Source organism: Janibacter zhangyanbonis, from assembly GCF_050507325.1.
In the GTDB taxonomy this organism is placed as follows: domain Bacteria; phylum Actinomycetota; class Actinomycetes; order Actinomycetales; family Dermatophilaceae; genus Janibacter.
Genome location: NZ_CP191481.1, coordinates 2,026,713 through 2,053,255 on the forward strand (window position 1 = coordinate 2,026,713; position 26,543 = coordinate 2,053,255).

At 72.3% G+C, this 26,543-nt stretch carries 23 protein-coding genes; 3 read left to right on the forward strand and 20 right to left on the reverse strand.

The genetic code is table 11. The annotated features are described in order from the left end of the window. Positions 1-12: 12 nt before the first annotated feature. The 5 genes from argJ to ACQBJO_RS09870 form a co-directional block, all read right to left on the reverse strand. Positions 13-1,164: a bifunctional glutamate N-acetyltransferase/amino-acid acetyltransferase ArgJ gene (argJ, locus tag ACQBJO_RS09850; RefSeq protein ID WP_421009060.1), complete on the reverse strand. Its 1,152-nt coding sequence runs from the start codon at positions 1,162-1,164 to the stop codon at positions 13-15. After that, a complete protein-coding gene (argC, locus tag ACQBJO_RS09855) occupies positions 1,161-2,204 on the reverse strand; it encodes an N-acetyl-gamma-glutamyl-phosphate reductase (RefSeq protein ID WP_430407099.1) in 1,044 nt (347 codons plus the stop codon). The genes argJ and argC overlap by 4 nt, the downstream gene beginning before the upstream one ends. 90 nt (positions 2,205-2,294) lie before the next feature. After that, positions 2,295-4,808, reverse strand: coding sequence for a phenylalanine--tRNA ligase subunit beta (gene pheT, locus ACQBJO_RS09860; protein ID WP_421009058.1), 2,514 nt, complete (start codon positions 4,806-4,808; stop codon positions 2,295-2,297). Then, positions 4,808-5,902, reverse strand: coding sequence for a phenylalanine--tRNA ligase subunit alpha (gene pheS / locus ACQBJO_RS09865; protein ID WP_255183639.1), 1,095 nt, complete (start codon positions 5,900-5,902; stop codon positions 4,808-4,810). Before pheS ends, pheT begins: the two co-directional genes overlap by 1 nt. Before the next feature lie 24 nt (positions 5,903-5,926). Further along, complete coding sequence (locus tag ACQBJO_RS09870) at positions 5,927-6,787, reverse strand: hypothetical protein (RefSeq protein WP_255183640.1); 861 nt, start codon at positions 6,785-6,787, stop codon at positions 5,927-5,929. Between the two features lie 102 nt (positions 6,788-6,889). On the opposite strand from ACQBJO_RS09870, the gene ACQBJO_RS09875 reads away from it, so the two are divergent. After that, on the forward strand, positions 6,890-7,330 hold the full coding sequence (locus ACQBJO_RS09875) for a Fur family transcriptional regulator (RefSeq protein WP_421009057.1): 441 nt from the start codon (positions 6,890-6,892) through the stop codon (positions 7,328-7,330). 41 nt (positions 7,331-7,371) lie between these two features. Then, positions 7,372-8,943 (forward strand): catalase, encoded by a 1,572-nt coding sequence (locus ACQBJO_RS09880; RefSeq protein WP_421009056.1) that lies wholly within the window; start codon positions 7,372-7,374, stop codon positions 8,941-8,943. Positions 8,944-9,034: 91 nt separating this feature from the next. On the opposite strand, the gene ACQBJO_RS09885 is transcribed toward ACQBJO_RS09880, so the two are convergent. The 15 genes from ACQBJO_RS09885 to ACQBJO_RS09955 form a co-directional block, all read right to left on the reverse strand. Further along, a complete protein-coding gene (locus ACQBJO_RS09885) occupies positions 9,035-9,799 on the reverse strand; it encodes a TrmH family RNA methyltransferase (protein WP_421009055.1) in 765 nt (254 codons plus the stop codon). 56 nt (positions 9,800-9,855) lie between these two features. After that, the gene (rplT, locus tag ACQBJO_RS09890) at positions 9,856-10,239 is read right to left on the reverse strand and encodes a 50S ribosomal protein L20 (RefSeq protein WP_255183644.1); all 384 of its coding nucleotides are present in this window, start codon (positions 10,237-10,239) and stop codon (positions 9,856-9,858) included. 39 nt (positions 10,240-10,278) lie between these two features. Next, positions 10,279-10,473 carry a 50S ribosomal protein L35 gene (rpmI, locus tag ACQBJO_RS09895; RefSeq protein WP_007925928.1) on the reverse strand — a complete coding sequence of 65 codons (195 nt, stop codon included), beginning with the start codon at positions 10,471-10,473 and terminating at the stop codon, positions 10,279-10,281. A gap of 43 nt (positions 10,474-10,516) precedes the next feature. Next, the gene (gene infC, locus ACQBJO_RS09900) at positions 10,517-11,164 is read right to left on the reverse strand and encodes a translation initiation factor IF-3 (RefSeq protein ID WP_421009072.1); all 648 of its coding nucleotides are present in this window, start codon (positions 11,162-11,164) and stop codon (positions 10,517-10,519) included. A 347-nt stretch (positions 11,165-11,511) separates the two neighbouring features. Then, positions 11,512-12,261, reverse strand: coding sequence for an SseB family protein (locus ACQBJO_RS09905; RefSeq protein ID WP_255183646.1), 750 nt, complete (start codon positions 12,259-12,261; stop codon positions 11,512-11,514). Further along, the gene (gene priA, locus ACQBJO_RS09910) at positions 12,258-13,001 is read right to left on the reverse strand and encodes a bifunctional 1-(5-phosphoribosyl)-5-((5-phosphoribosylamino)methylideneamino)imidazole-4-carboxamide isomerase/phosphoribosylanthranilate isomerase PriA (protein WP_421009054.1); all 744 of its coding nucleotides are present in this window, start codon (positions 12,999-13,001) and stop codon (positions 12,258-12,260) included. Before priA ends, ACQBJO_RS09905 begins: the two co-directional genes overlap by 4 nt. Further along, positions 12,998-13,648 carry an imidazole glycerol phosphate synthase subunit HisH gene (gene hisH / locus ACQBJO_RS09915; RefSeq protein WP_421009053.1) on the reverse strand — a complete coding sequence of 217 codons (651 nt, stop codon included), beginning with the start codon at positions 13,646-13,648 and terminating at the stop codon, positions 12,998-13,000. The genes priA and hisH overlap by 4 nt, the downstream gene beginning before the upstream one ends. Next, the gene (locus ACQBJO_RS09920) at positions 13,645-14,235 is read right to left on the reverse strand and encodes a hypothetical protein (protein ID WP_255183649.1); all 591 of its coding nucleotides are present in this window, start codon (positions 14,233-14,235) and stop codon (positions 13,645-13,647) included. The genes hisH and ACQBJO_RS09920 overlap by 4 nt, the downstream gene beginning before the upstream one ends. 8 nt (positions 14,236-14,243) lie before the next feature. After that, complete coding sequence (gene hisB, locus ACQBJO_RS09925) at positions 14,244-14,852, reverse strand: imidazoleglycerol-phosphate dehydratase HisB (RefSeq protein WP_421009052.1); 609 nt, start codon at positions 14,850-14,852, stop codon at positions 14,244-14,246. After that, a complete protein-coding gene (locus ACQBJO_RS09930; protein WP_255183651.1) occupies positions 14,849-15,967 on the reverse strand; it encodes a histidinol-phosphate transaminase in 1,119 nt (372 codons plus the stop codon). The genes hisB and ACQBJO_RS09930 overlap by 4 nt, the downstream gene beginning before the upstream one ends. Further along, a complete protein-coding gene (gene hisD / locus ACQBJO_RS09935) occupies positions 15,964-17,310 on the reverse strand; it encodes a histidinol dehydrogenase (protein WP_421009051.1) in 1,347 nt (448 codons plus the stop codon). The genes ACQBJO_RS09930 and hisD overlap by 4 nt, the downstream gene beginning before the upstream one ends. Positions 17,311-17,366: 56 nt before the next feature. Then, positions 17,367-20,336 carry a bifunctional [glutamine synthetase] adenylyltransferase/[glutamine synthetase]-adenylyl-L-tyrosine phosphorylase gene (locus tag ACQBJO_RS09940; protein ID WP_421009050.1) on the reverse strand — a complete coding sequence of 990 codons (2,970 nt, stop codon included), beginning with the start codon at positions 20,334-20,336 and terminating at the stop codon, positions 17,367-17,369. A 7-nt stretch (positions 20,337-20,343) separates the two neighbouring features. Next, complete coding sequence (locus tag ACQBJO_RS09945; RefSeq protein WP_421009049.1) at positions 20,344-21,681, reverse strand: glutamine synthetase family protein; 1,338 nt, start codon at positions 21,679-21,681, stop codon at positions 20,344-20,346. 28 nt (positions 21,682-21,709) lie between these two features. Then, the gene (locus ACQBJO_RS09950; protein WP_421009048.1) at positions 21,710-23,053 is read right to left on the reverse strand and encodes a methyltransferase domain-containing protein; all 1,344 of its coding nucleotides are present in this window, start codon (positions 23,051-23,053) and stop codon (positions 21,710-21,712) included. 119 nt (positions 23,054-23,172) lie between these two features. Further along, complete coding sequence (locus ACQBJO_RS09955; protein WP_421009047.1) at positions 23,173-25,500, reverse strand: immune inhibitor A domain-containing protein; 2,328 nt, start codon at positions 25,498-25,500, stop codon at positions 23,173-23,175. 188 nt (positions 25,501-25,688) lie between these two features. On the opposite strand from ACQBJO_RS09955, the gene panB reads away from it, so the two are divergent. Beyond that, positions 25,689-26,543, forward strand: a complete 855-nt coding sequence (gene panB, locus ACQBJO_RS09960) for a 3-methyl-2-oxobutanoate hydroxymethyltransferase (RefSeq protein WP_421009046.1) — start codon at positions 25,689-25,691, stop codon at positions 26,541-26,543.

Consider the following 26,543-nt stretch of genomic DNA (forward strand, 5'->3'; position numbering starts at 1 on the left):
GCCGGCCTCCGATCAGGTGGAGTAGGCGGAGTTCTCGTGGACGTAGTCGTGGGTGAGGTCGTTGGTCCACACCGTGACCTCGTCGTCCCCCGCATGGAGGTCGACCTCGACGCGCACCTCGCGGGCCTCGAGGTCGACGAGGGTGCGGTCCTCGCCGACGCCACCGGCGCGGCAGACCTGCACGCCGTTGATCGAGACGTCGAGCCGGGCCGGCTCGAAGACCGCGGCCGTCGTGCCGACAGCGGCGAGCACCCGACCCCAGTTGGGGTCCTTGCCGAAGATCGCGCACTTGAAGAGGTTGTTGCGCGCGATGCTGCGCGCGACCTCGAGACCATCGGCCTCGCTCGCCGCGTGGTGCACCACGATCTCGATGTCGTGGGCGGCGCCCTCGGCGTCACCGATGAGCTGGCGCGCCAGATCGGCGCACACCTCGCGCAGCGCCTCGGTGAGGTCCTCGCGCGCGACGCTCGTGCCCGAGGCGCCCGAGGCCATCGCGAGGACAGTGTCGTTGGTCGACATGCAGCCGTCGGAGTCGATCCGGTCGAAGGTGGTGCGGGTCGCCTCGCGCAGCGCGGCGTCGAGGTCGGCCGCACTCGTCACGGCATCGGTCGTCACGACGACGAGCATCGTGGCGAGGGCCGGGGCGAGCATGCCCGCCCCCTTCGCCATGCCGCCGACGCTCCAGCCGTCACGCGTCACCGCGGCGGTCTTGGCCACGGTGTCGGTCGTCATGATCGCCTCGGCGGCCGCTGCTCCCCCGTCGTCGTCGAGGACGGTCGCGGCGGCGGTGACGCCGGCGGTGAGCTTGTCCATCGGGAGCAGCTCGCCGATGAGGCCGGTGCTGCACACGACGACGTCGCCGGCGGAGACCCCGAGGGCCTCGGCTGTGTGCTCGGCGGTCGCGTGGGTGTCCTGGAAGCCCTGCGCGCCGGTGCAGGCATTGGCGCCGCCCGAGTTGAGGATCACGGCATCGGCGCGCCCGTCGACGAGGGTCTGGCGCGACCAGGTGACCGGTGCGGCCTCCACGCGGTTGGTCGTGAAGACCGCGGCCGCGTGACGGTCGGGGCCGTCGTTGACGACGAGCGCCACGTCGGGGCGACCGCTCGGCTTGAGGCCGGCGGTCACGCCGGCGGCGCGAAATCCAGCAGGGGTCGTCGTGCTCACGGTGCCACTCCCGTCGTCGGCAGCCCCGTGGTCTCGGGCAGACCCAGGGCGAGGTTCATGGACTGCACGGCGGCGCCGGCCGTCCCCTTCGTCAGGTTGTCCTCCGCCGCGATGGCGACCACGCGGCCGCTGCGCTCGTCGAGGACGACCTGCACGTGCACGAGGTTGGAGCCCACGACGCTGCCGGTGTGCGGCCACTGCCCCTCGGGCAGCAGGTGGACGAAGGGCTCGTCGGCGTAGGCCTGCTCCCACGCGGCCCGGACCGTCGCGGCGGTGGCACCGGCAGCCGCCCGGGCGGTGACGGTGGCCAGGATCCCGCGCGGCATGGGCGCGAGCGTCGGGGTGAAGGAGACGGTGGCATCGCGGCCGGCGGCGCGGGCGAGGTTGCGCTCGATCTCCGGCGTGTGGCGGTGGACGCCGCCGACGCCGTAGGGGCTCATGGCCCCCATGACCTCGGAGCCGATGAGGTGCGGCTTGGCGGAGCGGCCGGCGCCGGAGGTGCCCGAGGCAGCGACGACGACGACGTCGTCGGGCTCGACCACTCCGGCAGCCAGACCGGGCGCGAGGGCGAGGCTCGCCGCGGTCGGGTAGCACCCGGGGACGGCGATCCGCCGGGCGCCGACGAGGGCGTCGCGGTGCTTCGTGCCGTCGGCCCGGACGAGCTCCGGCAGGCCGTAGGGCCACGTCCCGGCGAAGGGGGTGTCGTAGTAGTCGCCCCAGTCACCGGCGTCGTCGAGCCGGAAGTCTGCCCCGCAGTCGACGACGGTCACGTCGTCGGGCAGCTGCTCGGCGATGGCGGCGGAGTGTCCGTGCGGCAGCGCGAGGAAGACGACGTCGTGCCCGGCGAGGGTCTGCGCGTCGGTCGGCTCGAGGACCCGGTCGGCGAGGGCCTGCAGGTGGGGCGCGAGGTCACCGAAGCGGGTGCCCGCGTTGCCCGATGCGGTGAGTGCGCCGATCTCGACGTCTGGGTGGCCGAGCAGGAGCCGAGCGATCTCGGCTCCTGCGTAGCCGCTGGCTCCGGCGATGGCTGCTTTGATCACCTGCATGACCATACGCAGATGCGAAGTTTCATGCAAACGCGTCCCGCGGGGATTCTCGGGTCACCCGAGCATCCCCGCGGGATGCACGACTCAGCGCTGCTGGGCACCCGTCGCCGAGGCCGCCGACGCGACGGCCTTGTCCCGCAGGGCGCTGACCTCGTCGGTTGTGAGGGTGCGGTCGGTGCGGAAGGTCAGCCGGTAGGCCAGCGACTTGCGCCCCTCCCCCACCTGGTCGCCACGGAAGACGTCGAAGAGCGTCAGCGACTCGAGGTCGTCGCCCGCGCCCGAACGCAGGGCCGCGGCAACGGCGGCCGCAGGGACCCCCTCGTCGACGACGAGCGCGACGTCGGTGTTGGCCGGGGGCTGGGTCGACAGCTGCGCCGGGGTCACCGGGTCGCCGGCGGCCGCGATGATCGCGTCGAGGTCGAGCTCGGCGGCGACGGTGCGCTCGGGCAGCTCCAGGGCCGTGCAGACCTTCGGGTGCAGCTCACCCGCGTGCCCGACGACGGAGCCGTCGGCCAGGGTCACCGCGACGCATCGCCCGGGGTGGAAGGGCTCGCGCTGCGCCGCCTCGACCTGCAGGTCGAGGCCGAGCGCGGCACCCACCGCGAGCGACCAGCCGACGACATCGCTCGCGCCGACGGCACGCGCGGGACCGTGCGGGCCGGCGGGCACGGCGGCGCCCGCCGCCGCGATCGCGACGTGGCGCGGCTGGGCCGGGACCCCAGTCGTGATCCGCTCGAGGTCCCCGGCCGAGGGCAGTGCCCCACCCGGGGGCACCGGCAGCGGGGTGATCCCGCCCGCCGTCACGAGGCCGATCTCGTAGAGCGCGGCATCGCGGTGCCCGCGGGAGACGTTGCGCCGCAGGGTGTCGAGAAGGGTGTCGAGGATCGAGGTGCGCATGAGCGGCGCCTCGTCCTGCAGCGGGTTGGCCAGGCGCACCGTCGTGCGGCGCGCGTCGTCGGCCGGGTAGCCGAGTGCGTCGAAGCGCCCCTCGGACGTGAAGGGGTAGGACAGCACCTCGACGAGCCCGGTCGCCGCGAGCGTGCGGGCGACCGTGCGGCGGTCCCGCTGCCCCTTCGTCAGACCACGTCCGGCGCTGGCCCGCGGCACGACCGACGGGATCTGGTCGTAGCCGCGCACCCGGGCGACCTCCTCGACGAGGTCGGGACCGTCCTCGAGGTCGGGGCGCCAGGTGGGCGGCGTGACGAGGAGGGACTCCCCTTCGTCGGCCACGGCGCAGCCGATCGCGGTGAGGGTCGCGACGACCTCCTCACGGGGGTAGTCGAGGCCGATGTAGCGGCTCGGCAGGGTCGGGTCGAAGGGGATGGCCGCCGGCGGTGCCGGGGTGCCCACGTCGGTCGCGGTGTCGTCGGCCGTGCCCCCACCGTGCTCGACGAGCAGGTCGACGGCGAGCTGCGCGGCCGCGGCCGTGACCGCGGGGTCGACGCCCCGCTCGAAGCGCTTGGACGCCTCGGTCGTCAGGCGGTGACGTCGCGCCGAGCGCGCCACGCTCACGGCGTCGAAGTGCGCGGCCTCGACGAGGACGTCGGTCGTCGCGTCGTCGACCTCGCTCGAAGCGCCACCCATGACGCCCGCGATGGCCAGGGGCGTCGTGCCGCCGTCGGTGATGAGCAGGTCCTCGGGGACGAGCTCGCGCTCGACGTCGTCGAGGGTCGTGAGGCGCTCGCCGGCACGGGCGCGCCGCACCTCGATGGCCCCGTCGAGCTTGGCGAGGTCGTAGGCGTGCAGCGGCTGGCCGAGCAGCATCATCACGTAGTTGGTGACGTCGACGGCGAGCGAGATCGGCCGCATGCCGACCTCGGTGAGCCGGCGGCGCATCCACTCGGGCGACTCGGCGGTCGCGTCGATGCCGCGCACGACCCGGGCGACGAAGCGGTCGCAGCCGGGCACACCGTCGACCGGCGCGTCGTCGACGAGGCGCACCTCGTGCCCGGGGCCGGTCGCGGTCGCGACGGTCAGGTCCGCCGGGTCGGCGAAGGGGGTGCCCTCCGACAGGGCGTACTCGCGGGCGATGCCGCGCATGGAGAAGCAGTAGCCGCGGTCCGGAGTGACGTTGACCTCGACCGTCTCGGCGTCGAGGCCGAGCACGGGGATGAGGTCGTCGCCGGGCGCGAGGGCACCGACGACGTCGGCCGGCAGCTGCTCGGTGAGCACGATGATGCCGTCGTGGTCCTCGCCGAGGCCCAGCTCCATCGCGGAGCAGATCATGCCGGCGCTCACGTGGCCGTAGGTCTTGCGCGCCGAGATCTCGAAGTTCCCCGGCAGCACGCCGCCGGGCAGGATCACCGCGACGAGGTCGCCCACGTCGAAGTTGTGCGCACCGCACACGATGCCCTGCGGCTCGCCGGTGCCGTTGGCGGCACCCACGTCGACCTGGCACCAGTTGATCGTCTTGCCGTTCTTCTGCTCCTCGGGGGTGCGCTCGAGCACCTTGCCGACGACGAGAGGACCGGTCACCTCGCCACCGAGGATGTCCTCCTCCTCGAGGCCGACGCGCACGAGCGTGGCGGCGACGTCCGCCCCCTTCGCCCCCGGCTCGACCTCGGTCAGCTCACGCAGCCACTCGATCGGGGCCCGCATCAGATCTCCATCCCGAACGCCGCCGAGAAGCGGACGTCTCCCTCGATGATGTCGCGCATGTCGGCGACGCCGTGACGCAGCATGAGCGAGCGCTCGATGCCCAGGCCGAAGGCGAAGCCGGTGTACTCGTCGGGGTCGATCCCGGCGGCCGCGAGCACGCGACGGTTGACCATGCCGGAGCCACCGAGCTCGATCCAGCCGGTGCCGCCGCACGTGCGGCAGGCCGAGTCCTCGCCGCGGCAGACCCAGCAGCGGCAGTCGATCTCGGCACTCGGCTCGGTGAAGGGGAAGTAGTTGGGCCGCAGCCGCGTGACGACGCCCTCGCCGAAGAGACCCTGGACGAAGGCATCGAGCGCCCCGCGCAGGTGCGCCATGGTGATGCCCTTGTCGACGACCAGACCCTCGAACTGGTGGAAGACCGGCGTGTGCGTCGCGTCGAGGTCGTCGGTGCGGAAGACCTTGCCCGGGCAGAGCACGTAGATCGGCGGCTCGCGGTCGAGCATGGTGCGGATCTGCACCGGCGAGGTGTGGGTGCGCAGCACGACGCCGGCGTCGGCCGGCTCGACGAAGAAGGTGTCCTGCTCACCGCGGGCCGGGTGGTCCGGACCGATGTTGAGCGCGTCGAAGGTCAGCCACTCGGACTCGATCTCGGGACCCTCGGCGATCTCCCAGCCCATGCCGACGAAGATGTCCTCGACGCGCTCGGTGACCAGGCTGATCGGGTGCCGGGCGCCGAGCCGCTGGTACGGGCTCGGCACCGTGAGGTCGAGGGTCTCCTCGACGAGGATCCGCTCGTCGCGCTCGGCCTCGAGCTCGGCCTGGCGGGCGGCGAAGGCCTGCCCCACGCGGCCACGGGCCTGTCCGACGCGCTTGCCGGCCTCGGCCTTGGCGCTCGGCGGCAGCGCACCGATCTCGCGGTTGGCGAGGGCGAGCGGGCTCTTGTCGCCCTGGTGCGCCCCGCGGATCCGCTTGAGCTCGTCGAGGGTCGTGGCGCCCGCCGCGGCGTCGAGCGCGGCCTGGACGGCCTCGTCGATCACCTGCGGGTCGAGCGCGGCGACCTCGACCGGGTCGTAGTTGGTGTTGGGTCCTGACACGAGGCCCGAGTCTACGGGCCCGGCTCAGTCCAGATCGTGCACGGTCAGGTACTCCCGGGGCTCGAGCCGCCCGAGCAGCAGGTTCATCACCGGCCGGGGTCCGCGGCGGTGCTGCCGGTAGGGTCCGGCGGCCGACTCGTAGAGCTGGAGCAGGCGCCCGTCGACGATGACCGAGCCCTCCGCCATGGGAGGCAGCAGCCAGTCGCGACCCGTCGCGGGGGTCCACCCACCGTCCCGGGCCAGGTCGGCGGCGTCGACCCGCGTGAGCACCGACGGCGCGGTGCGCCCCCAGCTGCGGGAGAACCACACCGCCCGGTCGTCGTCGAAGGCCAGGCCCTGGGTGCGCGGCGGCACGACGAGCTCCTCCCCCGTCGGCTCCGGCCGGCCGTCGGCCGTGATCCGGTAGCGGTGCGCCCGGCCGGGTCCGTCGACGACGAAGCGGGCGACCCACAGCCCGCCGTCGTGGGCGGTGACCGTCGAGCTCGCCCGCACGCGCACCGTGGCGACGGGCTCGCTCAGTCCCCCGCGCAGACACTCGGTCTCGTGCACCTGCAGCCGTCCGGCACCGCTGACATAGGTCCACCGGTCGAGGACCGCGACACCGCCGTAGTGGTCGAGGCCGGTCAGGCCCACTCTGGCGGTCACCTCGCCCTCCGCGTCGGCGATGACGAGCAGCCCGCGGCGGGAGTCGCGCACGTCGTAGAAGGTGTAGACGAGCTCGTCCCGCTCCGGGTCGTGACCCAGCCCCTGCGGCACCTCGGCCCCACCCGGGACGAAGGGGATGACCGGCCCGTCCTCGAGGTCGGCCCGCGACACACCCCTCGTGCGCCAGCGGCTCCACGGGCGTCGGCCGCGCCACCGCTGCACGGTCTGCCAGATCCTCATGCCCGGCACCCTACGGCGGGTGCCGGGGACCCCCTTCGTCCCCCCGCCGGCGGCACCGTCCTTTTCTTGACTCATTCAAGTTCTGGTGGGACTCTGGTGGCGATGAGCACGATGATCGACACCGACGCCGCGGCGGACCTGCTGCGGGGGCACTCGCTGCGCGTCACGGCCCCCCGGGTGGCCGTGCTGCGCGAGCTCTCGGCGCACCCGCACGCCGATGTCGACACGATCACCCGCGCCACCCGCGAACGTCTGGGCTCGGTGAGCACCCAGGCCGTCTACGACATCCTCGGGGCGCTCGCCGCCCAGGGCATGGTGCGCAAGTTCGAGCCGGCCGGCCACCCCGCCCGCTACGAGCTCGAGCTCGGCGACAACCACCACCACCTCGTCTGCCGCACCTGCGGCACGATGCTCGACGTCGAGTGCGCACCGGGCGCCGCCCCCTGCCTCGACGCGGCCGACGACCACGGCTTCGCCATCGACGAGGCCGAGGTCATCTACTGGGGCACCTGCCCCGCCTGCGCGGAGGCCGCGACCCACTGACCAGCACTGCACCCCACCCCGAAGAGAAAGAGGAGCAGCAGATGTCATCCACCCCCGAGACCCCGGCCCCGCGCTCGGACGCGCGCGGCACCCTCGACACGTCCGGCCCGTCGACTCAGGTCAACGGCGCCCCGACCGTCAGCGACCGCAACAGCCTCTCCGTCGGCAGCAACGGCCCCCTGCTGCTCCACGACACGCACCTCGTGGACACGCTCGCCCACTTCAACCGGGAGAACATCCCCGAGCGCAAGCCGCACGCCAAGGGCTCCGGTGCCTTCGGCCACTTCGAGACGACCGCCGACGTGTCGCAGTACACCAAGGCCGCGGTCTTCCAGCAGGGCACGACCACCCGGATGCTCGCTCGCTTCTCCACCGTCGCCGGCGAGCTCGGTTCCCCCGACACCTGGCGTGACGTGCGCGGCTTCGCGCTGCGCTTCTACACGAGCGAGGGCAACTTCGACCTCGTCGGCAACAACACCCCGATCTTCTTCCTGCGCGACCCGCTGAAGTTCCCCCACTTCATCCGCAGCCAGAAGCGCCTGCCCGACTCGGGCCTGCGCGACAACACGATGCAGTGGGACTTCTGGACCAACAACCCGGAGTCGGCCCACCAGGTCACCTACCTCATGGGTGACCGCGGCCTGCCCCGCTCGTGGCGCCACATGAACGGCTACGGCAGCCACACCTACATGTGGGTCAACGCCTCCGGCGAGAAGTTCTGGGTCAAGTACCACTTCCACACCCAGCAGGGCGTCGAGGGCCTGACCAACGACGCGGCCGGGCGCCTGGCCGGCGAGGACGCGGAGTTCCACCGTCGCGACCTCTTCGACGCCATCGCCCGCGGCGACCACCCGCAGTGGAAGCTGTCGGTCCAGGTCATGCCCTACGAGGACGCCAAGACCTACCGCTTCAACCCCTTCGACCTGACGAAGACCTGGTCGCACGAGGACTACCCGCTCATCGAGGTCGGCACGATGACCCTCGACGAGAACCCGGTCAACTTCTTCGCGCAGATCGACCAGGCCGCCTTCGCCCCGAGCAACACGGTGCCGGGGATCGGCTTCTCGCCCGACAAGATGCTGCTCGGCCGGGTCTTCGCCTATGCCGACGCCCACCGCGCCCGGATCGGCCCGAACTTCCACCAGCTGCCGGTCAACCGCCCGGCCGTGGCCCGGGAGAACCACTTCACCTTCGACGGGCCGATGCGCTACGAGCACTCCGGTGACGCCCCCGTCTACCAGCCCAACAGCTTCGGCCGGCCGCACGCCGACGAGCAGGGCCCGGTCGACGACGGGTGGGAGGCCGACGGCGAGATCGTCCGCTCCGCCTACGAGCTGCACGCCGAGGACGACGACTTCGGCCAGGCGGGCACGCTCGTGCGCGAGGTCTTCGACGACGCGCAGCGCGACCGTCTCGTCGACACCGTCGTCGGCGCCCTCTCCGGTGTCGTCGAGCCGGTGCTCTCGCAGGCCCTGCAGTACTGGAGCAACATCGACGGCGACGTCGGCTCCCGCATCGCCGAGGGGGTCAAGGCCGCCGCGGAGTCGCCGACGGACCCGGGCGAGATCCTGCGCGGGCAGGAGACCAACGCTCGCTCCGGCGCCAACGCCTGACCGCATCGGCACGACGAAGGGCGCCGCTCCCCTCACGGGGGCGGCGCCCTTCGTCATGTCGTCGGCTGCCGGAGCCGGACCGTCTGCCGGGTCAGGCGCGCTGCTGACGGGCCGAGGCGTAGAGGCAGATCGTCGTCGCCATCGCGAGGTTGAGCGACTCGGCGTGACCGTGGATCGGGACCCGGACGACCTCGTCGCACGCAGCGAGGGTGGCCTCCTCGAGACCCCAGGCCTCGTTGCCCATGACCCACACGTGCGGACCGGTGAGGTCGGCGTCCTCGGTCGTCGACTCCCCTGCGCCGTCGGCGGCCAGCCGCCGCACCCCGGCCGCGCCGAGCGCCGTCAGCGTCTCGGGGATCGACAGCCCGGAGACGACCGGCAGGTGGAAGAGCGAGCCGGCGGTCGAGCGCACGACCTTGGGCGAGGTGACGTCGACCGAGGCGTCGCTGACGAGCACCGCGTCGGCACCGGCCGCGTCCGCACCCCTGATGACCGTGCCGAGGTTGCCGGGGTCACGCACGTGGGTGAGCAGGACGAGCAGCCGCGGGTCGGCGGCGAGGACGCCGGGCAGGTCGCTCGGCGCCCACTCGACGACGGCGGCCGTGCCCTGCGGGGTGTCGGCATCGCACATCGCGGCGAGGACCTCGTCGGTCACCTCGTGGACGAAGACGCCCGCCTCACGGGCCGGCTCGACGAACTCGGCGTAGCGCTGCTCCGCCTCGGCGGTCACGTAGAGGTCGACGATCCGCTCGGGTGCGAAGCGCACCGCCTCGCGCACCCCCTGCGGCCCCTCGACGAGGACCCGGCCGGTGCGCCGACGCGCAGAACGCCGGGAGAGCCCACGCACCGACCGCACCCGCTCCGAGGAGGGATTGGTCAGCGCAGGGCGCTCCCGGCGTCCGGTGTGGTCGCTCAGGCCTCGACCTTGGCGTCAGCGGTCGCCGGCACGTTGGCCTTGGCGACCTCGACGAGCGCGGCGAAGGCGGCCTCGTCGTTGACGGCGAGCTCGGCGAGCATGCGACGGTCGACCTCGATCTCGGCGGCGCGCAGGCCCTGGATGAAGCGGTTGTACGTCATGCCGTTGGCGCGGGCGCCGGCGTTGATGCGCTGGATCCACAGGCGACGGAAGTCGCCCTTCTTGGCGCGACGGTCACGGTAGCTGTAGACCGCGCTGTGGGTGACCTGCTCCTTGGCCTTGCGGTAGAGGCGGGACCGCTGGCCCCGGTAGCCGCTGGCGCGCTCGAGGACGACCCGGCGCTTCTTGTGGGCGTTGACCGCCCGCTTCACGCGTGCCACGTGATGACTCCTTCAGTGTGTGGGGACAAGAGGCTCAGGTCAGCGACCGAGCAGCTTCTTGATCTTCTTCTCGTCGGCCTTGGAGACCAGGACGTCGTTCGCGAGACGACGCGCGTGCTGCGGGGTCTTCTCGTGGAACTTGTGGACGTGGTTGGCGCGCTCGCGCATGATCTTGCCCGAGCCGGTGACCCGGAAGCGCTTCTTCGCACCGGAGTGCGTCTTGTTCTTCGGCATGTCGCCGATCTCCTTCTCGTTGCTGTGCTGGTCTGGGGCCGGCTCAGGACTCGGCCGGGGCCTCGGTGGCCTCGACCTCGGGCGCCTCGACCTCGGGGGTCTCGACCGCCTCGGCCGGGGCAGCGGCCGAAGCCGCCTTCTGCTCGTCCTTCTTGCGTCGCGCCTCGGCGCGGGCCTCGGACTTCTTCCTCGTCGGTGCGAGCACCATGACCATGTTGCGGCCGTCCTGCTTGGGGGCCGACTCGACGGTGCCGAGCTCCACGACGTCCTCCGCGAGACGCTGCAGCAGTCGGAAGCCCAGCTCGGGGCGGGACTGCTCGCGACCACGGAACATGATCGTCACCTTGACCTTGTCGCCGGCGCCGAGGAAGCGCTCGACGTGGCCCTTCTTGGTGCCGTAGTCGTGGCTGTCGATCTTCGGTCGGAGCTTGATCTCCTTGATGACCGTGTTGACCTGGTTCTTGCGCGCTTCGCGCGCCTTCATGGCGGCTTCGTACTTGTACTTGCCGAAGTCCATGAGCTTGGCCACCGGGGGCTTGGCCATCGGAGCGACCTCGACGAGGTCGAGGTCCGCCTCTGCGGCGAGGCGAAGGGCGTCCTCCACGCGGACGATGCCGACCTGCTCCCCGTTGGGGCCGACCAACCGCACCTCCGGGACGCGGATACGGTCATTGATGCGAGGCTCGCTGATGTGCTTCTCCTTGGCTCGGTGTAAGACTCCTTGGCCACCGACGAAGAAAGGCTCCTCGCCGATCGCGAGGAGCCTCACCAGAGCACGACATCGGATGCGCCCGGACGAAGGGGGTGACGGTGCACCTCCAGCGGTCGGGAACCGCGTCGAGACCTGTGACCCGGCAACCTGGCGGTCCTGACGAACCTGTGGTCGACGCGGGTGGAAGCGGGGCTCCTCTTGCGTCACCGTCACGGGGACGATGACCGGTCGACGACCACGGTACCAGCGCACCCCCGCCGGGCCGAAATCGACCCCACGGCATGTCGCGGGCCCGCGCCGTCGAGCTGGGCGACGGTGCCCGCGGGTCAGACGACGGTGAAGGAGAGCCCGTCGACCCGGGCCCGCAGCTCGCCGTCGGTCGCGAGGGCCTCGGCGATCGCGGTGACCAGGGCGCGCACGCCCTCCTCGTCGAGCCCCGGCACGAGGGTCAGCCGCACCTGGAGCACGCCCTGCCCGTCGGGCACGCCGGCCGCGAGGTCGTGGTCGGTCACCTCGTCGTGACGGGCGACGACCCGGGCGACGGAGTCGGCGACGAAGGGGTCCTCGTGCGCCGGCAGCCAGGCCCGCTGCTGGGCCAGCGCCCACACCATCGAGGCGCGCACCTCGAAGGCGTGCTCGCTCGCGCAGTCGAGCACCATGAGGTCGGCCTGCTCCCCCACCGCGGCCTGGGCGGCGCGGGCCGCCTCGACCGGCACCGGTCGGGCGGAGGTGTCGAAGGCCGTCATGTCGGCGATGGACGAGAAGACCGGCAGCGCCGTCCGCCCGTCGGGGTGCTCGAGCAGGACGACGGCCATGTCGGCCTCCTTGTCGGAGACGACGCCGTGCTCGCCCTCGGCCGTGTCGGTGGCGACCGCTTTGACCGGCACGAAGAGCCGGGCCGCCGCGAGGTGCTCGACCACCTCTGCCTCGCCGGCGGAGGTCAGTGCCCGCCGCAGCGCCGGGTCGGCCTCGCCGGTGTCACCCGCGAAGCCGCCGGTCGGCAGCTCGCGTCCCTGCCACGGCACCCCGGCGGAGTCCGATCCGCCCGGCAGGCTCTCCGGCCCCGCGCCGGTCACGGTCGACCTGCCGCGTCGAGCGCGTCGCTCAGGGTCACCGTGCCCTTGTAGAGCGCCGAGCCGATGATCGCGCCCTCGACGCCGGCGGGCACGAGCCCACGCAGCGCGACGACGTCATCCCGCGTGGTCACGCCACCGCTGGCGACGACGGCCGCGTCGGTCGCGGCGCAGACGTCCTGGAGCAGCTGGAGGTTGGGTCCGGCGAGCATGCCGTCCTTGGCGACGTCGGTGACGACGTAGCGCGCGCACCCCTCGGAGTCGAGGCGGGCCAGCGTCTCCCACAGGTCGCCGCCCTCCTGGGTCCACCCGCGGGCGGCGAGGGTGGTGCCCCGCACGTCGAGACCGACGGCGATCCGGTCGCCGTGCTCGGCGATGGCCCGCGCGGTCCACTCGGGGTTCTCCAGGGCGGCGGTGCCGAGGTTGACCCGGGCGCAGCCGGAGTCGAGCGCCGACCGCAGCGACGCCTCGTCACGGATGCCACCGCTCAGCTCGACCTTGATGTCGAGCCCACCGACGATGCCGGCGAGCAGGTCACGGTTGTTGCCCGTGCCGAAGGCCGCGTCGAGGTCGACGAGATGGATCCACTCGGCGCCCTGCTCCTGCCAGGCCCGCGCGGCCTCCAGCGGGTCGCCGAAGTCCCATCCGGACCCGGCGACCCCCTGCTGCAGCTGGACGGCCCGCCCTTCGCGCACGTCGACGGCGGGCAGGAGCTCCAGGCGGGGGCTCTCGGTCGTGGTCACAGTGACATCACCCAGTTCTTCAGGAGGTGCAGCCCAGCATCCCCGGATTTTTCGGGGTGGAACTGCGTGGCGGACAGAGGGCCGTTCTCGACGGCCGCGACGAAGGGAGACCCGTGCTCGCTCCACGTGACGAGCGGGGTGGAGCGGGCCATCGCCCCGTCGGCGACGGGCAGGTCCCAGGACCGGACGCCGTAGGAGTGCACGAAGTAGAAGCGCTCGTCCTCGACCCCGTCGAAGAGGCGGGTGCCCGCAGGCGCCTCGACCGTCGACCACCCCATGTGCGGCACGACGGGAGCCTCGAGCCGGGCGACGGTGCCTGGCCACTGCTGCAGCCCCTGCTCCGTGGGCTGCGAGCCGCTGGGCTCGTCGGAGCCGTCGAAGAGCACCTGCATGCCGACGCACACGCCCAGGACCGGACGGCCGCCGCTCAGCCGCAGGTCGACGAGCGTGGGCGCACCCACGGCTCGCAGGCCGGCCATGCACGCGTGGAAGTTGCCGACACCCGGGACGACGAGGCCGTCCGCGGCGAGGACGGCGTCACGGTCAGCGGTCAGCTCCACCCGGGCCCCGACGTGGGTCAGGGCCCGCACCGCGGAGTGGACGTTGCCGGAACCGTGGTCGAGGACGACGACGTGGGGACTGGTCATTGGTGCACATCCTTGACGACGGACTCGAAGGCTCGCACGGCGCTCTCGTCGGGCGAGATGACCGGGCCGAGCGAGTCGTCGGCACCGTCGAGGACGCGGCTCCCGGGCAGACCGAGGACCGTGGCGACCTCGACGAGCCACTCGACGTGGGTCAGGTCGGTGCGCCCCCACAGGGCGCGCACCTCACGAATCGGCACCTCGCGGACTGCAGGGTTGCCCGCGAGCGTCCGGTGCAGGTCCTCGGGCGCGAGCGGAGGCAGGCGCGGGCCGCGGACGATCTCGCGGTCGGCCGAGCGCAGCGCCCAGCGCACCGGGCTGCGGCCGGACCGAGCGGTGAGCACCGCGGTGTCGTCGATGACGAAGAGCCCGATCGCCGGGGTGAGCCGTGGCCCGGCGTGCCGGGACGCGAGCACGGTGAGCGCGTCGTCGTAGGGGGCTGCCGTGACGCTGGTCGTCGCCGCGGGCACGATGATCGACCACGCGGCGTGCTCGAGGACGTGGCACGGCACGACGCCGCCACGCACCCACTCGACCGCCCGCGCCGCGGGGGCGGCGAGCAGCACCACTCCCCTGCCCTGCTGGGTCATCGCATCCTCTACAGAGCGCCCTTGGCGCTGGGGATGCCGACGACGCGCGGGTCGGGCTCGACGGCCGCGCGCAGGGCCCGGGCCAGCGCCTTGAACTGCGCCTCGACGACGTGGTGCGGGTCGCGTCCGGCGAGGACGCGCACGTGCAGCGCGATGCCGGCGTTGTAGGCGAAGGACTCGAGGACGTGCCGGGTCAGCGACCCCACGAAGTTGCCGCCGATGATGACGTACTCCTGGCCGGCCGGCTCGCCGGAGTGCACGACGTAGGGGCGCCCGGCGACGTCGACGACCGCGTGGACGAGAGCCTCGTCGAGCGGCACCGTCGCGTCGCCGAAGCGGCTGATGCCGGACTTGTCGCCGAGTGCCTCGCGCACCGCCTGACCCAGGACGATCGCGACGTCCTCGACGGTGTGGTGGGCGTCGACGTCGACGTCGCCGTCGGCCCGGACCGTGAGGTCGATGAGGCTGTGCTTGGCGAGCGAGAGGAGCATGTGGTCGTAGAACCGCACGCCCGTGGAGACGTCACCCTTGCCGGTGCCGTCGAGGTCGACGCTCACCTCGACGCGGCTCTCCGACGTGCCCCGGGTGACGGTGGCGGTGCGGGACGGTGTGCTCACGAGGTCTCCTCGGTCAGTGCGTGGGGGGGGACGAGCTCGGTCATCGCCGTAAGGAAGCGCCCCGTCTCCTCGGGGGTCCCGGCGGTGACCCGCAGGTGGTGCGGGATGCCGACGTCACGGACGAGGACCCCCCGGTCGAGCAGAGCCTGCCATGTCGCCGCCGCGTCGGCGAGCCCGCCGAAGAGCACGAAGTTGGCATCGCTCGGCACGGGCCGCAGGCCCATGGCGGTGAGCTCGGCGACGAGCCGGTCGCGCTGCTCCTTGATGGCGTCGACGGTCTCGAGGAGCCGGTCGGCGTGCTCGAGGGAGACCCGGGCGATCGTCTGCGTGGGGGCCGACAGGTGGTAGGGCAGGCGGACCAGGCGCAGCGCGTCGACGACCTGCGGGTCGGCGGCGAGGTAGCCCAGGCGGCCGCCCGCCAGCGCGAAGGCCTTGCTCATCGTGCGCGTGACCACGAGCCGCGGGTGGGCGGCGAGCAGCGACAGGGCGCTCGGCGTGCCCGGCCGGGCGAACTCCGCGTAGGCCTCGTCGACGACGACGATCGCCCGCGGTGCGGCCTCGAGCATCGCCTCGATGACGTCGAAGGGCAGTGCGGTGCCGGTGGGGTTGTTGGGCGAGCAGAGGAAGACGAGGTGCGGGTCGACGCGGCGGGCCTGCTCGACGGCCGACTCGACGGTCAGGTCGAAGGACTCCCGGTCACGCTGGCCGTCGACCCAGGTCGTGCCGAGGGTCTCGCTGATGATCGGGTGCATCGAGTAGGCGGGGGTGAAGCCCAAGGCGATGCGGTCCGGTCCGCCGAAGGCTTGGACGAGGTGGGAGAGCACCTCGTTGCTGCCGTTGCCGGCCCACACCTGCTCGGGACGAAGGGAGACCCCGCTGCGGTCCTCGAGGTAGGAGACGAGCGCCTTGCGCAGGTCGGTGAACTCGCGGTCGGGATAGCGGTTGAGCCCCCCGAGCTGCTCCTCCAGCTCGGCGACGATGGCAGAGACGACCTCGGGCGGCACCGGGTAGGAGGACTCGTTGGTGTTGAGCTGGACGTCGACGTCGAGCTGCGGCGCGCCATAGGGGGTGCGACCGCGCAGCGCGGGACGCAGCAGCTGCTCGATCTCGCTCATCGCAGGACCTCCCCGGTGCGCGCGGTGACGGCCTCGCCGTGGGCCGGCAGGTCCTCGGCCTCGGAGAGCGCGAGGACGTGCGGGGCGACCTCGGCGAGGGCCTGCTCGGAGTACTCGACGACGTGGATGCCGCGGAGGAAGGACTGGACGGACAGGCCGCTGCTGTGCGCGGCACTGCCGCCGGTGGGCAGCACGTGGTTCGACCCGGCGACGTAGTCGCCCACGCTCACCGGGGAGTGCGCCCCGACGAAGATCGCGCCGGCGTTGCGCACCCGGGCCGCGACCCCAGGAGCGTCGGCGGTGATGACCTCGAGGTGCTCGGCGGCATAGGCGTCGACGACCCGCAGGCCGGCGTCGAGGTCGTCGACGAGCACGATCGCCGACTGCCGGCCGGAGAGGGCCTCGCCGACACGCTCGCTGTGCTTCGTCGCGGCGGCTCGTCGCTCGACCGCACCGGCGACGGCGTCGGCGAGCTCGGTGGAGTCGGTGACGAGGACCGACCCGGCCATGGGGTCGTGCTCGGCCTGGCTGATGAGGTCGGCGGCGACGTGCTCGGGGTCGGCCGTGGCGTCGGCGAGGACGGCGATCTCGGTGGGGCCGGCCTCGGCGTCGATGCCGACGATCCCCTTGAGCAGGCGCTTGGCGGCGGCGACGTAGATGTTGCCCGGGCCGGTCACGAGGCTCACCGGGAGGCACTCGCCGCGCTCCCCCGCGGCCTCGTCCTCGAAGCCGTGGGCGAAGCCCGCCACGGCCTGGGCGCCGCCCATGGCCCACACCTCGTCGACGCCGAGCAGGGCGCAGGCGGCGAGGATCGTCGGGTGGGGGTAGCCGGCGAAGACGCCGACATTTTCCTTCTGCGGCGGGCTGGCGACGGCGAGCGACCCGACCCCGGCGATCTGCGCGGGCACGACGTTCATCACGACGGACGACGGGTAGACCGCCCGGCCGCCGGGGACGTAGAGGCCGACGCGCTCGACGGGGACCCAGCGCTCGGTGACGGTGCCGCCACCACCGAGGTCGGTCGTGGTGTCGGTGCGGCGCTGGTCGGCGTGGACGGCCCGGGTGCGCTCGATGGCGACCTCGAGGGCCGTGCGCACGGCCGGGTGGAGCGTGTCGACAGCGGCCTCGAGGACCTCCTGCGGGACGCGAAGGGAGGACGGCCGCACCCCGTCGAAGCGCTCGGCGAGGTCGTAGAGGGCTGCGGCCCCACGGTCATGGACGTCGTCGCTGATCGGCCGGACCGCGTCCAGGGCGGCCTCGACGTCGTACTCGGCCCGCGGTAGGACGGCACGCAGCTGCCGGGCGCCGAGGGGCTGTGAGCGCAGGTCGATCGTCGCGAGCATGCCCCAAGTCTAGGTATGTCCACGCCGGCTCCTGACCGGCGTCTCATGCGTCGGGGTCAGACCTCGCCGTAGAAGATCCGGTCGACCACCTGGCGCGCGTGGCGGGCGGTGCGGCGGTAGGACTCGGCGAGGGCCAGCCCCGACTGCGGTGCCATGCCGACGATGCGGCCGACGCCGTCGGCCTCGCGCAGGTTGGACGGCACCGAGTCGACCGCCCGACCGCGGAAGAGCATGCCGGCATTGCGCAGCAGCGACGCCATCGACCAGGCCTCGCGCAGGACCACGGCGTCCTCGCCCCCGACGAGCCCGGCCTCGACGGCCGCCCGGAGTGCCGGCAGCGTGCGCGTGGTGCGCAGGTCCTCGTGCTCGTGCGCGTGCTCCAGCTGGAGCAGCTGGACGGTCCACTCGACGTCGGAGAGGCCGCCCATGCCGAGCTTGAAGTGCGCCTTGCGGTCCGCGCCGCGCGGCAACCGCTCGGCCTCCATGCGCGCCTTGAGGCGCCGCACCTCACGCACCTGGGTCGCGTCGAGCCCCTCGGCGGGCCAGCGGATGGGGTCGATGAGGGCGGTGAAGCGCTCCCCCAGCCCGGGGTCGCCCGCCACCGGACGAGCGCGCAGCAGAGCCTGGGCCTCCCACGTCTCGGACCAGCGCTCGTAGTAGGTCGCGTAGGACGCCAGCGAGCGCACCATGGGCCCGCTCTTGCCCTCGGGACGCAGGTCCGCGTCGAGACCGAGCGGCGGGTCGGACCCCGGGGCGCCGAGCAGGCGTCGCAGCTCACCGACGACGGCGAGTGCGGCCTCCTGGGCGGCTTGGTCGTCCGTGCCCTCGTGGGGCTCGTGCACGTAGAGGACATCGGCATCCGAGGAGTAGCCCATCTCTCTGCCGCCGAGTCGGCCCATGCCGACGATGAGCAGGTCGGTGCCGACCGGCGCCCCTCGATCGGCCTCGACCGCGCGCACGACGACCTCGAGGGAGGCCTGGATGACCGCCTCGCTGATGTCGGTGAGCGCATGTCCCACCTGCTCTAGGTTGATCCGCCCCTGCAGGTCGGCGACCGCGACGCGGAAGATCTCGGCCCGCCGGATGGCGCGGATGGACGCGACGGCCGCATCGGCCTCGTCCCGACGGCTCGCGGCGGCCCGCATCCGCTTGAGGAGCTCGTCCCGCTCGCGCGGGCGCAGTCCGTCGGCGTCGCCGAGCATCTGCACCGCCTCGGGGCTGGCCAGCAGCAGGTCCCCGGCAAAACGGCTCGCCCCCAGCGTGTGGGCGAGGATCTGTGCGGCCTCGCCCTCGTCACGCAGCAGGCGCAGGTACCAGTGGGTCGTGCCGAGCTCCTCGCTCACCTTGCGGAAGGCGAGCAGACCGGCGTCGGGGTCGGCCATCTCGGCGAACCACTCGAGCATGACGGGCAGCAGCTGCCGCTGGATGGCCGCCGTGCGGTTGACCCCGTCGGTGAGGACCTCGAGGTGGCGCAGGGCACCGGCCGGGTCGCGGTAGCCGAGCGCGCTCAGCCGCTCACGGGCGGCATCGGGCGTCAGGCGGGCCTCGTCGGGGCTGAGCTTGGCCACCGCCGACAGCAGCGGACGGTAGAAGAGGCGCTGGTGCAGGCGCCGCACCTCGCGCGAGTGCTCCGTGCGCAGCCGCACGACCTGCTTGTCCGGCTGGTCCCACAGGTGGACGGACCGGCCCAGACGGCGCAGGTCCGCCTCGGCAGTCGGCATCAGGTGGGTCCGGCGCAGCCGGTGCAGCTGGATCCGGTGCTCGAGCGTGCGCAGCACCTTGTAGGCCTCGGTGAGGACCGCCGTGTCGGCACGACCGACGTAGCCGCCGGCCGAGAGGGCCGCGAGGGCATCGAGGGTCGTGCCGGAGCGCAGGCTCTCGTCGGTGCGACCGTGGACGAGCTGGAGCAGCTGGACGGAGAACTCGACGTCGCGCAGGCCGCCCGGCCCGAGCTTGAGCTGGCGCGCGGCCTCCGCGGACGGGATGTGCTCCTCGACGCGCCGGCGCATGGCCTGCACGTCGTCGACGAAGTCCTCCCGCGAGGCGGCCTCCCACACCATGGGCTGGACCGCCGCGAGGTACTCGGCGCCCAGGCTCGCGTCGCCGGCCAGGTGACGGGCCTTGAGCAGGGCCTGGAACTCCCACGTCTTGGCCCAACGCTCGTAGTAGGTGCGGTGGCTGGCCACCGTGCGCACGAGCGGGCCCTGCTTGCCCTCGGGGCGCAGCGCCGGGTCGACCGGCCACAGGGTCCCGTGCGCCGTGGCGTCGGAGCAGGCGTGCATCATCCGCGTCGCGACCTTCGTCGCGACCTCGAGCGCGGCGGCCTCGTCGGCACCCTCGACGGGCTCGGCGACGAAGATGACGTCGACGTCGGAGACGTAGTTGAGCTCGCGGCCACCCGCCTTGCCCATGCCGATGACGGCGAAGCGGCAGGTCTGCCCCTCCTCCCCCAGCTCGTCGATCGCGATGCGCACCGCCCCCTCGAGGGCGGAGCCGGCGAGGTCGGCCAGGGCGCGGGCGACCTCGGGCAGGAACTCGACCGGGTCGTCGGCCGTCGTGTCCCGGGCCGCGATGCCGAGCAGCTGGCGGCGGTAACCCACTCGCAGCGCGTCCTGCGGCTCGAGGTCACCGGGCTCGGCGATCTCGGCGAGGAGCGCCTCGGTGCGCTCCTCGGGCGTCATCTCCCGGGCGTCGACGGCGTCGCGCCACTGCTCCGGGTGGGCGACGAGGTGGTCGACGAGCGCCGTCGAGACGCCCATGGCCCCGATGATCCTGGCCCGCGCCGCCGGGTCGTCCCGCAGCGCAGCGAGCAGCGCCTCGACCTCGTCGCCGGCTGCCTCGACGACCCGGACGAGCCCGAGCAGCGCGCTGTCGGGGTCTGCGGCTCGCGTCAGGGCCGCGACGAGGTCGTCACGGACCTCGGCGAGCGGCGCGAGTGCGGGGTCGGCCAGCAGCGACTCGGCCCGACGGGTGTCGTCGAAGCCTCGCCGGGAGATGCTGGGGCCGGGTCGGGCGGGTGGTGTCACGCGGTCCTCACAGTCGCGGCAGCAGATGTTCCAGCTCGAAGGGGGTGACCTGGTTGCGGTAGTCGGCCCACTCCTGACGCTTGTTGCGCAGGAAGAAGTCGAAGACGTGCTCGCCCAGGGTCTCGGCGACGAGCTCGCTCTCCTCCATCGCCTCGATGGCCTCGGCGAGGCTCGACGGCAGCGGCTTGATGCCCATCGCCTTGCGCTCGCGGTCGGTGAGGCTCCACACGTCGTCCTCGGTCTCCGCCGGCAGCTCGTAGCCCTCCTCGATGCCCTTGAGCCCTGCGGCGAGGGTGACGGCGAAGGCGAGGTAGGGGTTGCACGCCGCGTCGAGACTGCGCAGCTCGACCCGGCTGGAGTTGCTCTTGTTGGGCTTGTACATCGGCACCCGGACCATCGCCGAGCGGTTGTTGTGGCCCCATGTCAGGTGCGCCGGCGCCTCGCCGCCGCCCCACAGGCGCTTGTAGCTGTTGACCCACTGGTTGGTCACGGCCGTGAACTCGCGACCGTGGTGGAGCAGGCCGGCGATGAACTGACGGCCGACCTTGCTCAGTCGGTAGGGAGCACCGGCCTCGTAGAAGGCATTGGTGTCGCCCTCGAAGAGCGAGAGGTGGGTGTGCATCCCGCTGCCGGGGTGCTCGGCGAAGACCTTGGGCATGAAGGTCGCGTAGACACCCTGCTCGAGGGCGACCTCCTTGATCACGGTGCGGAAGGTCATGATGTTGTCCGCCATGGACAGCGCGTCGGCGTAGCGCAGGTCGATCTCGTTCTGCCCCGGCGCGCCCTCGTGGTGGCTGAACTCCACGGAGATGCCCACCGACTCGAGCATGGTGATGGCGGCACGACGGAAGTCGTGGGCCTCCCCCTTCGGCACGTGGTCGAAGTAGCCACCCTCGTCGACCGGCTCCGGCCGCTCCCCGCGGGGCGTGCCCTGCTTGAGCAGGAAGAACTCGATCTCGGGGTGGGTGTAGAAGCTGAAGCCCATGTCGGCGGCCTTGCCGAGGGTGCGGCGCAGCACGTAGCGCGCGTCGGCGAGGGCCGGGCTGCCGTCGGGCAGCTGGATGTCGCAGAACATCCGGGCGGTGCCGGGGTGCTCACCGCGCCACGGCAGCACCTGGAAGGTCGAGGGGTCGGGGCGGGCGAGCATGTCCGCCTCGTAGACGCGGGTGAAGCCCTCGATGGCCGACCCGTCGAAGCCGATCCCCTCGCCGAAGGCGCCCTCGAGCTCCGCGGGGGCGATGGCGACCGACTTGAGCGTGCCGAGGACATCGGTGAACCACAACCGGACGAACCGGATGTCCCGCTCCTCGATGGTGCGGAGGACGAACTCCTGCTGACGATCCATGCGGCCCATCCTGCCCCACGCGAGGCGCTCAGCTCACCCAGGCCCACCGCCGGACGGCGAAGTCAATCGGCGCGTCCTCGTGCGCCCGCACGACGACCTCGACCTCGTCGGCCCCCACGACCCGGGAGCCGGGCGTGCGACGCAGGATGGCGCCCTGCCGGTCGGGGGCGATGAGGAAGGTCGGGTAGCGGGTTGCGGGCCGGTCCTCGCGGGGCTTCCACACCCACAGCCCGCAGCGCTCGCCATCGCGGCGCCACTCGACCCGCACCTCGTCGGCGGCGTCGAGGTCGGGCAGGTCGAGCTGGAGCCGCGCCCCCTGCACACCGCTGGGCACGGCGAAGGCGAGCCCGGCGTACGAGGACCACCCGCGACCGGGCCCCTTGAAGACGTAGCCCGATCGCCCGGTGACGCGCAGTCCGTCGACCGGCCCCTCGGGGCGGTGCGCCTCCCGCAGGCAGGGCTCGACGACGAGATCCTCGACCCGCTTGACCCAGTGCGGCTCGCGCCGCTCCAGCTCGGTCACCGGCACGTTGTCCATGGCCGTGAAGGACGGCTCGAGGAAGCGCTGCGGGTCCGGACCGCTCTCGGCCTCGAGGATGCGCGCCGCCCGCGGCGAGGGATCGGTGCTCGTCGAGGCGAGGACGAAGGCCCAGGTGTCGTGAAGGACCTCGACGTGGTGGGCGACCAGGCCCGCCTGACCGAGCAGCCGGTGCAGCCGTGCGGCGCCGAAGGCCTGGGTGTGCCCCCACACGCCCTCGAGACGGCCGACGAGCGGCACGGAGAAGAGCAGGTCCGTGCCCTCGGGCAGGGCACGGGCGAGCGTGCGCACGGCCTCGTCGGGGTCGGGCACGTGCTCGACGACCTCGCAGCACACGACGAGGCTCGCCCCGCTCGCCTCGACGTCGGCCCGGGTGAGGTCGTAGAGGTTGCCGAGGTCGACCGAGCTGCGGTCGGCGAGCCCGTTGGTCGCGAGCATGGCGCGGGTGGCGTCCACCCATCGCTGCTCGAGCTCGATGCCGCGGTAGCTCGCGGCCTCGCCGTCACGCAGCATGAGGGTCGCGAGGACGCCCTGCCCGACACCCACCTCGAAGATCCGCTCCCCCGGCGAGATGAAGCCGACGACGCGCCGGAAGCGCACGACATTGGACTCGGACGCCGGCGGGACCTCCCCTTCGGCCGAGTGCTCGCGCTGTGGGGGCCGGTACCAGGCCCGGGCGCGGTCGCGGTCGGCGACCATGACCGCCTCGCGGGCCCGGCGGGAGGGCCCGGGCCCGAGCCGCTCGACGAGGTCGATGTCGGCCCAGCCGCGGGCCACGAGGGCCCGCTCGACCGGGGAGGACGGCTGGGTCGGGACGTCGGCGTCGGCGTTCACCCTGCCGACCATAACCACCGATGGCCGCCGTTGTCCGCAGGCCGGTCCGCGCCGCACGAGCAACGGCCCGCCCCACCCCGACGAAGGGGGTGGGACGGGCCGTCGTGGTGACGCTCAGATCAGCGGGTGCCTGCCTGGACCTGGAGGTTGACGTTGTCACCGGACTGGCTCTTGACCCGGATGGTCGTGCCCGAACCGGCCACCTTCGTCGAGCTCCACGGGTTCTGCTCGGACCAGTAGCGGTCCGGGTCGGAGTCGTCGAAGGTGGTGATCGCCGGCTGCGACGGCACCTGGCTCGCGACGCCCTTGTTGTGGAAGGTCACCGCGTCGGTGCGCTGCGTCCCGAAGGTCGCGTCGAAGGGCTGACGACGGTTGCCGAGCAGCGCGCCGTTCGGGAAGGTGACCGGGGTCGGTCGCGCGTCCACGGGCAGGACCTGGCCGTAGCCGGGGTGCGTGCTCGTGTTGTTGTCGGCGTAGGCGTTGTTGATGTACCAGACGAGCAGGCCGTCCTGGTACGGGAAGCGCTCGACCCAGTCGGGACGGGTCGTGGCCCAGCCGAAGTTGTACGGACCGGTCTTGAGGTTCTTGTCGTACCCGGAGTACACGCGGTTCTCGGCGAGGTAGTAGCTCTGGACCTCCTCGGACGTGGAGCCCGACATGCGGGTCCAGCCGTCGGCCGTCCAGCCGTTGTCACCGGACTCGACGTCGTCGGGCAGCACGGTCGCACCGTCGACGGTGATCGTGATGTCGTCGACGAAGGCGCCCTTCTCCGAGACGCCGCCGTCGGTCTGGTAGCGCCAGCGGAAGAGAATCTTCTTGCCCGCGTAGGCGCTCAGGTCGTGGGAGACCTCGTTCCACGACAGGTCGCCGCCGTCGTCCGCGGACAGCTCCTCCCACGAGGAACCGCCGTCGGTGCTGACCTCGGTGTAGAGGTAGTCGTAGTCGGCCTCGGTGCTCAGGGCCAGCTGCGCGGTCAGGTCGGCCGACGTCGCCCCGGTGAGGTCGATCTCGCGGGTGAGCGAGGTGTTGAGATCGTTGTCCGACCCGGACCACCACTCGTAGCTGCCCGAGTGCGGGGTGTTGTAGTCGGTCTCGACGGTCTCCTTGGGCAGGACGACCGCAGCGGCCTGCGCGAGCTTGGCGTCGTCACGGTCGGCCGGGCCGAGCTTGAAGTTCTTCTTCTCGCCGGGGTTGACCGTCGTGTAGTCGAGCCAGCCGAGCTGCAGCTTCTCCCAGGCACCCATGTAGCCCGGGCTGGAGCCGATGTCCTCGGTGCCGTCGTTGAGCCACGAGCCACCGGACATCAGGGTCCAGAAGCCGGTGCCGTTGTCGCCACCCGCGGTGTCGTAGAGGTCGGGCAGACCGAGGTCGTGGCCGAACTCGTGGGTGAAGACACCCAGACCGCCGTTCTCGGGCTCGGTCGTGTAGTCACCGATCCAGATACCGGAGTCACCCAGCGGCACACCGCCGAGCTTGTTCTGCGCGGGGCCGGTCTTGCCGGCGTTGTTGCTGTAGGCGTACCAGCGGTGGCTCCAGATGGCGTCCTCGCCCTGGGCACCGCCGCCGGCCTCCTCGCCCTCACCGGCGTGGATCGCCTGGAAGTGGTCGATGTAGCCGTCGGGCTCGTTGAAGTCGCCGTCACCGTCGAAGTCGTAGCGGTCCCAGACGTCGAACTGCGCGAGGTAGTCCTGGATCTCGGCGTTGGACTTGCCCTGGGCGACCTGGTCGTCGTACCAGGCCTGCGCGGTGTCCTTGACGTAGTTCCAGTAGCCGTCGGCCTCGGAGGCGAGCTCGTTGGAGCCGTAGCGGGCCTCGTTGTAGGGGACGGTCACCCAGTCGCTGACGTCGCCCTTGGTGAGGAAGCGGCCGTTGGACTGCTTGAGGTAGAAGTCCTTGAAGGACTCCTTGCCCTCGCCGAACATCAGGTCGAGGTAGTGGTCGCGACCGAAGTTGTCGTCCCAGATCGTCGAGTTGTTGTTGGCGCGGTCCGGCTCGGGGATCTCGTTGTTGACCGGGCCGGCCTCGCCGCCGGCCTCCGGGATCGTCTGGTCGCCGAAGTCCGTGAGGATCGTGAAGACCGAGGCCTCGCGGTTGACGTCGTACTGGACGTACTTCGTGCGCCCCTTGGGGCCCTTGTCCTTGGTGACACCCGCGGCGGTGGTGTGCCGCTCCGCCTTGTCCTTGCTCTTGACCTCGATGACCTTGGTGCCGTTCTTGGTGACCACCTTGGCCTCGCCGGCCAGCAGCTGGTCGACGGCGTCCTTGCGCAGCTCGCGCTGCGCATCACCGAGCGGGTTGGGCAGGTCGTCGTGCCGGGCGGTCGAGGCAGCAGGGTCCTCGGGCGCCACGCCGGCGGTCGTCCCAGCACTCGCGGCCATGGGCGCGAGGGTGAGCACGAGAGCGGACGCGGCGAGACCTGACACGACGTGGGTGTGACGTCTCTTCACGAATCCTCCAGGGGAATGATGTGGCTCCTGCCACAGGGGTATGCGCACCCAATCAAGATCTGACGGCTTTTGGGAGACTCCACCGGATTTCCTGAAGGAATCTTTACTCTTCGGGCCTCACCGTCCGTCGCAACGCCCCTGAGCGAGGACGACGAAGGGGGACGACCCCCGGGCCCTAGGGTGGTGCCATGAGCGAGACGACCGCCCCCTACGGCTCCGGGTCCTCCCCGGCCCCCATCGCCCCCAAGCGGGTGCGCATCCCCCACCTGCAGGCGATGAAGGAGCGCGGCGAGCGCTGGGCCATGCTCACCGCCTACGACATGTACGCCGCGCAGGTCTTCGACGGCGCCGGCATCCCCGTGCTGCTCGTCGGCGACTCCGCCGGCAACAACGTCTACGGCTACGAGACCACCGTCCCCGTGACCCTCGACGAGATGATCCCGCTGACCCGCGCCGTCGCCGGCGCGGCGGCGAGCGCGCTCGTCGTGGCGGACCTCCCCTTCGGCACCTACCAGGCCTCTCCCGAGCAGGGCTACCTCTCCGCGGCCGCTCTCATGAAGGAGGGCCTGGCGCACGCGGTCAAGCTCGAGGGCGGCGCCGAGATGGCGCCGACGATCGAGCGGATGACGAAGGGGGGCATCCCCGTCATGGCGCACATCGGCTTCACCCCGCAGAGCGAGCACACCCTGGGCGGCTACCGCGTCCAGGGCCGCGGCGAGGCCGCGGCGAAGCTGCTCGAGGACGCCCACGCCGTGCAGGCGGCCGGCGCCTTCGCCGTCGTCATGGAGATGGTGCCGGCGCCCTCCGCAGCCGAGGTCACCCGCGAGCTGCGCATCCCGACCATCGGCATCGGCGCCGGCCCCGACTGCGACGCCCAGGTGCTCGTCTGGCAGGACATGGCCGGCCTGCGCACCGGCAAGGCACCGCGCTTCGTCAAGCGCTACGCCGACCTCGCGACGGTGCTCGGCGACGCCGCCCGTGCCTACGCCGCCGACGTGGCCGACGGCAGCTTCCCCGCGGCAGAGCACTCCTTCGAGAGCTGA

Bases quoted from the DNA above. Each gene is read 5' to 3' on its own strand.
- hisD (WP_421009051.1), bottom strand. From the start codon at position 17,310: ATGCTCGCGACGATCGACCTGCGCTCACAGCCCCTCGGCGCCCGGCAG.
- ACQBJO_RS09920 (WP_255183649.1), bottom strand. From the start codon at position 14,235: ATGACCCAGCAGGGCAGGGGAGTGGTGCTGCTCGCCGCCCCCGCGGCG.
- ACQBJO_RS09875 (WP_421009057.1), top strand. From the start codon at position 6,890: ATGAGCACGATGATCGACACCGACGCCGCGGCGGACCTGCTGCGGGGG.
- rpmI (WP_007925928.1), bottom strand. From the start codon at position 10,473: ATGCCGAAGAACAAGACGCACTCCGGTGCGAAGAAGCGCTTCCGGGTC.
- pheT (WP_421009058.1), bottom strand. From the start codon at position 4,808: ATGCGGGCCCCGATCGAGTGGCTGCGTGAGCTGACCGAGGTCGAGCCG.
- ACQBJO_RS09945 (WP_421009049.1), bottom strand. From the start codon at position 21,681: ATGGATCGTCAGCAGGAGTTCGTCCTCCGCACCATCGAGGAGCGGGAC.
- ACQBJO_RS09870 (WP_255183640.1), bottom strand. From the start codon at position 6,787: ATGAGGATCTGGCAGACCGTGCAGCGGTGGCGCGGCCGACGCCCGTGG.
- ACQBJO_RS09880 (WP_421009056.1), top strand. From the start codon at position 7,372: ATGTCATCCACCCCCGAGACCCCGGCCCCGCGCTCGGACGCGCGCGGC.
- hisH (WP_421009053.1), bottom strand. From the start codon at position 13,648: ATGACCAGTCCCCACGTCGTCGTCCTCGACCACGGTTCCGGCAACGTC.
- panB (WP_421009046.1), top strand. From the start codon at position 25,689: ATGAGCGAGACGACCGCCCCCTACGGCTCCGGGTCCTCCCCGGCCCCC.
- ACQBJO_RS09930 (WP_255183651.1), bottom strand. From the start codon at position 15,967: ATGAGCGAGATCGAGCAGCTGCTGCGTCCCGCGCTGCGCGGTCGCACC.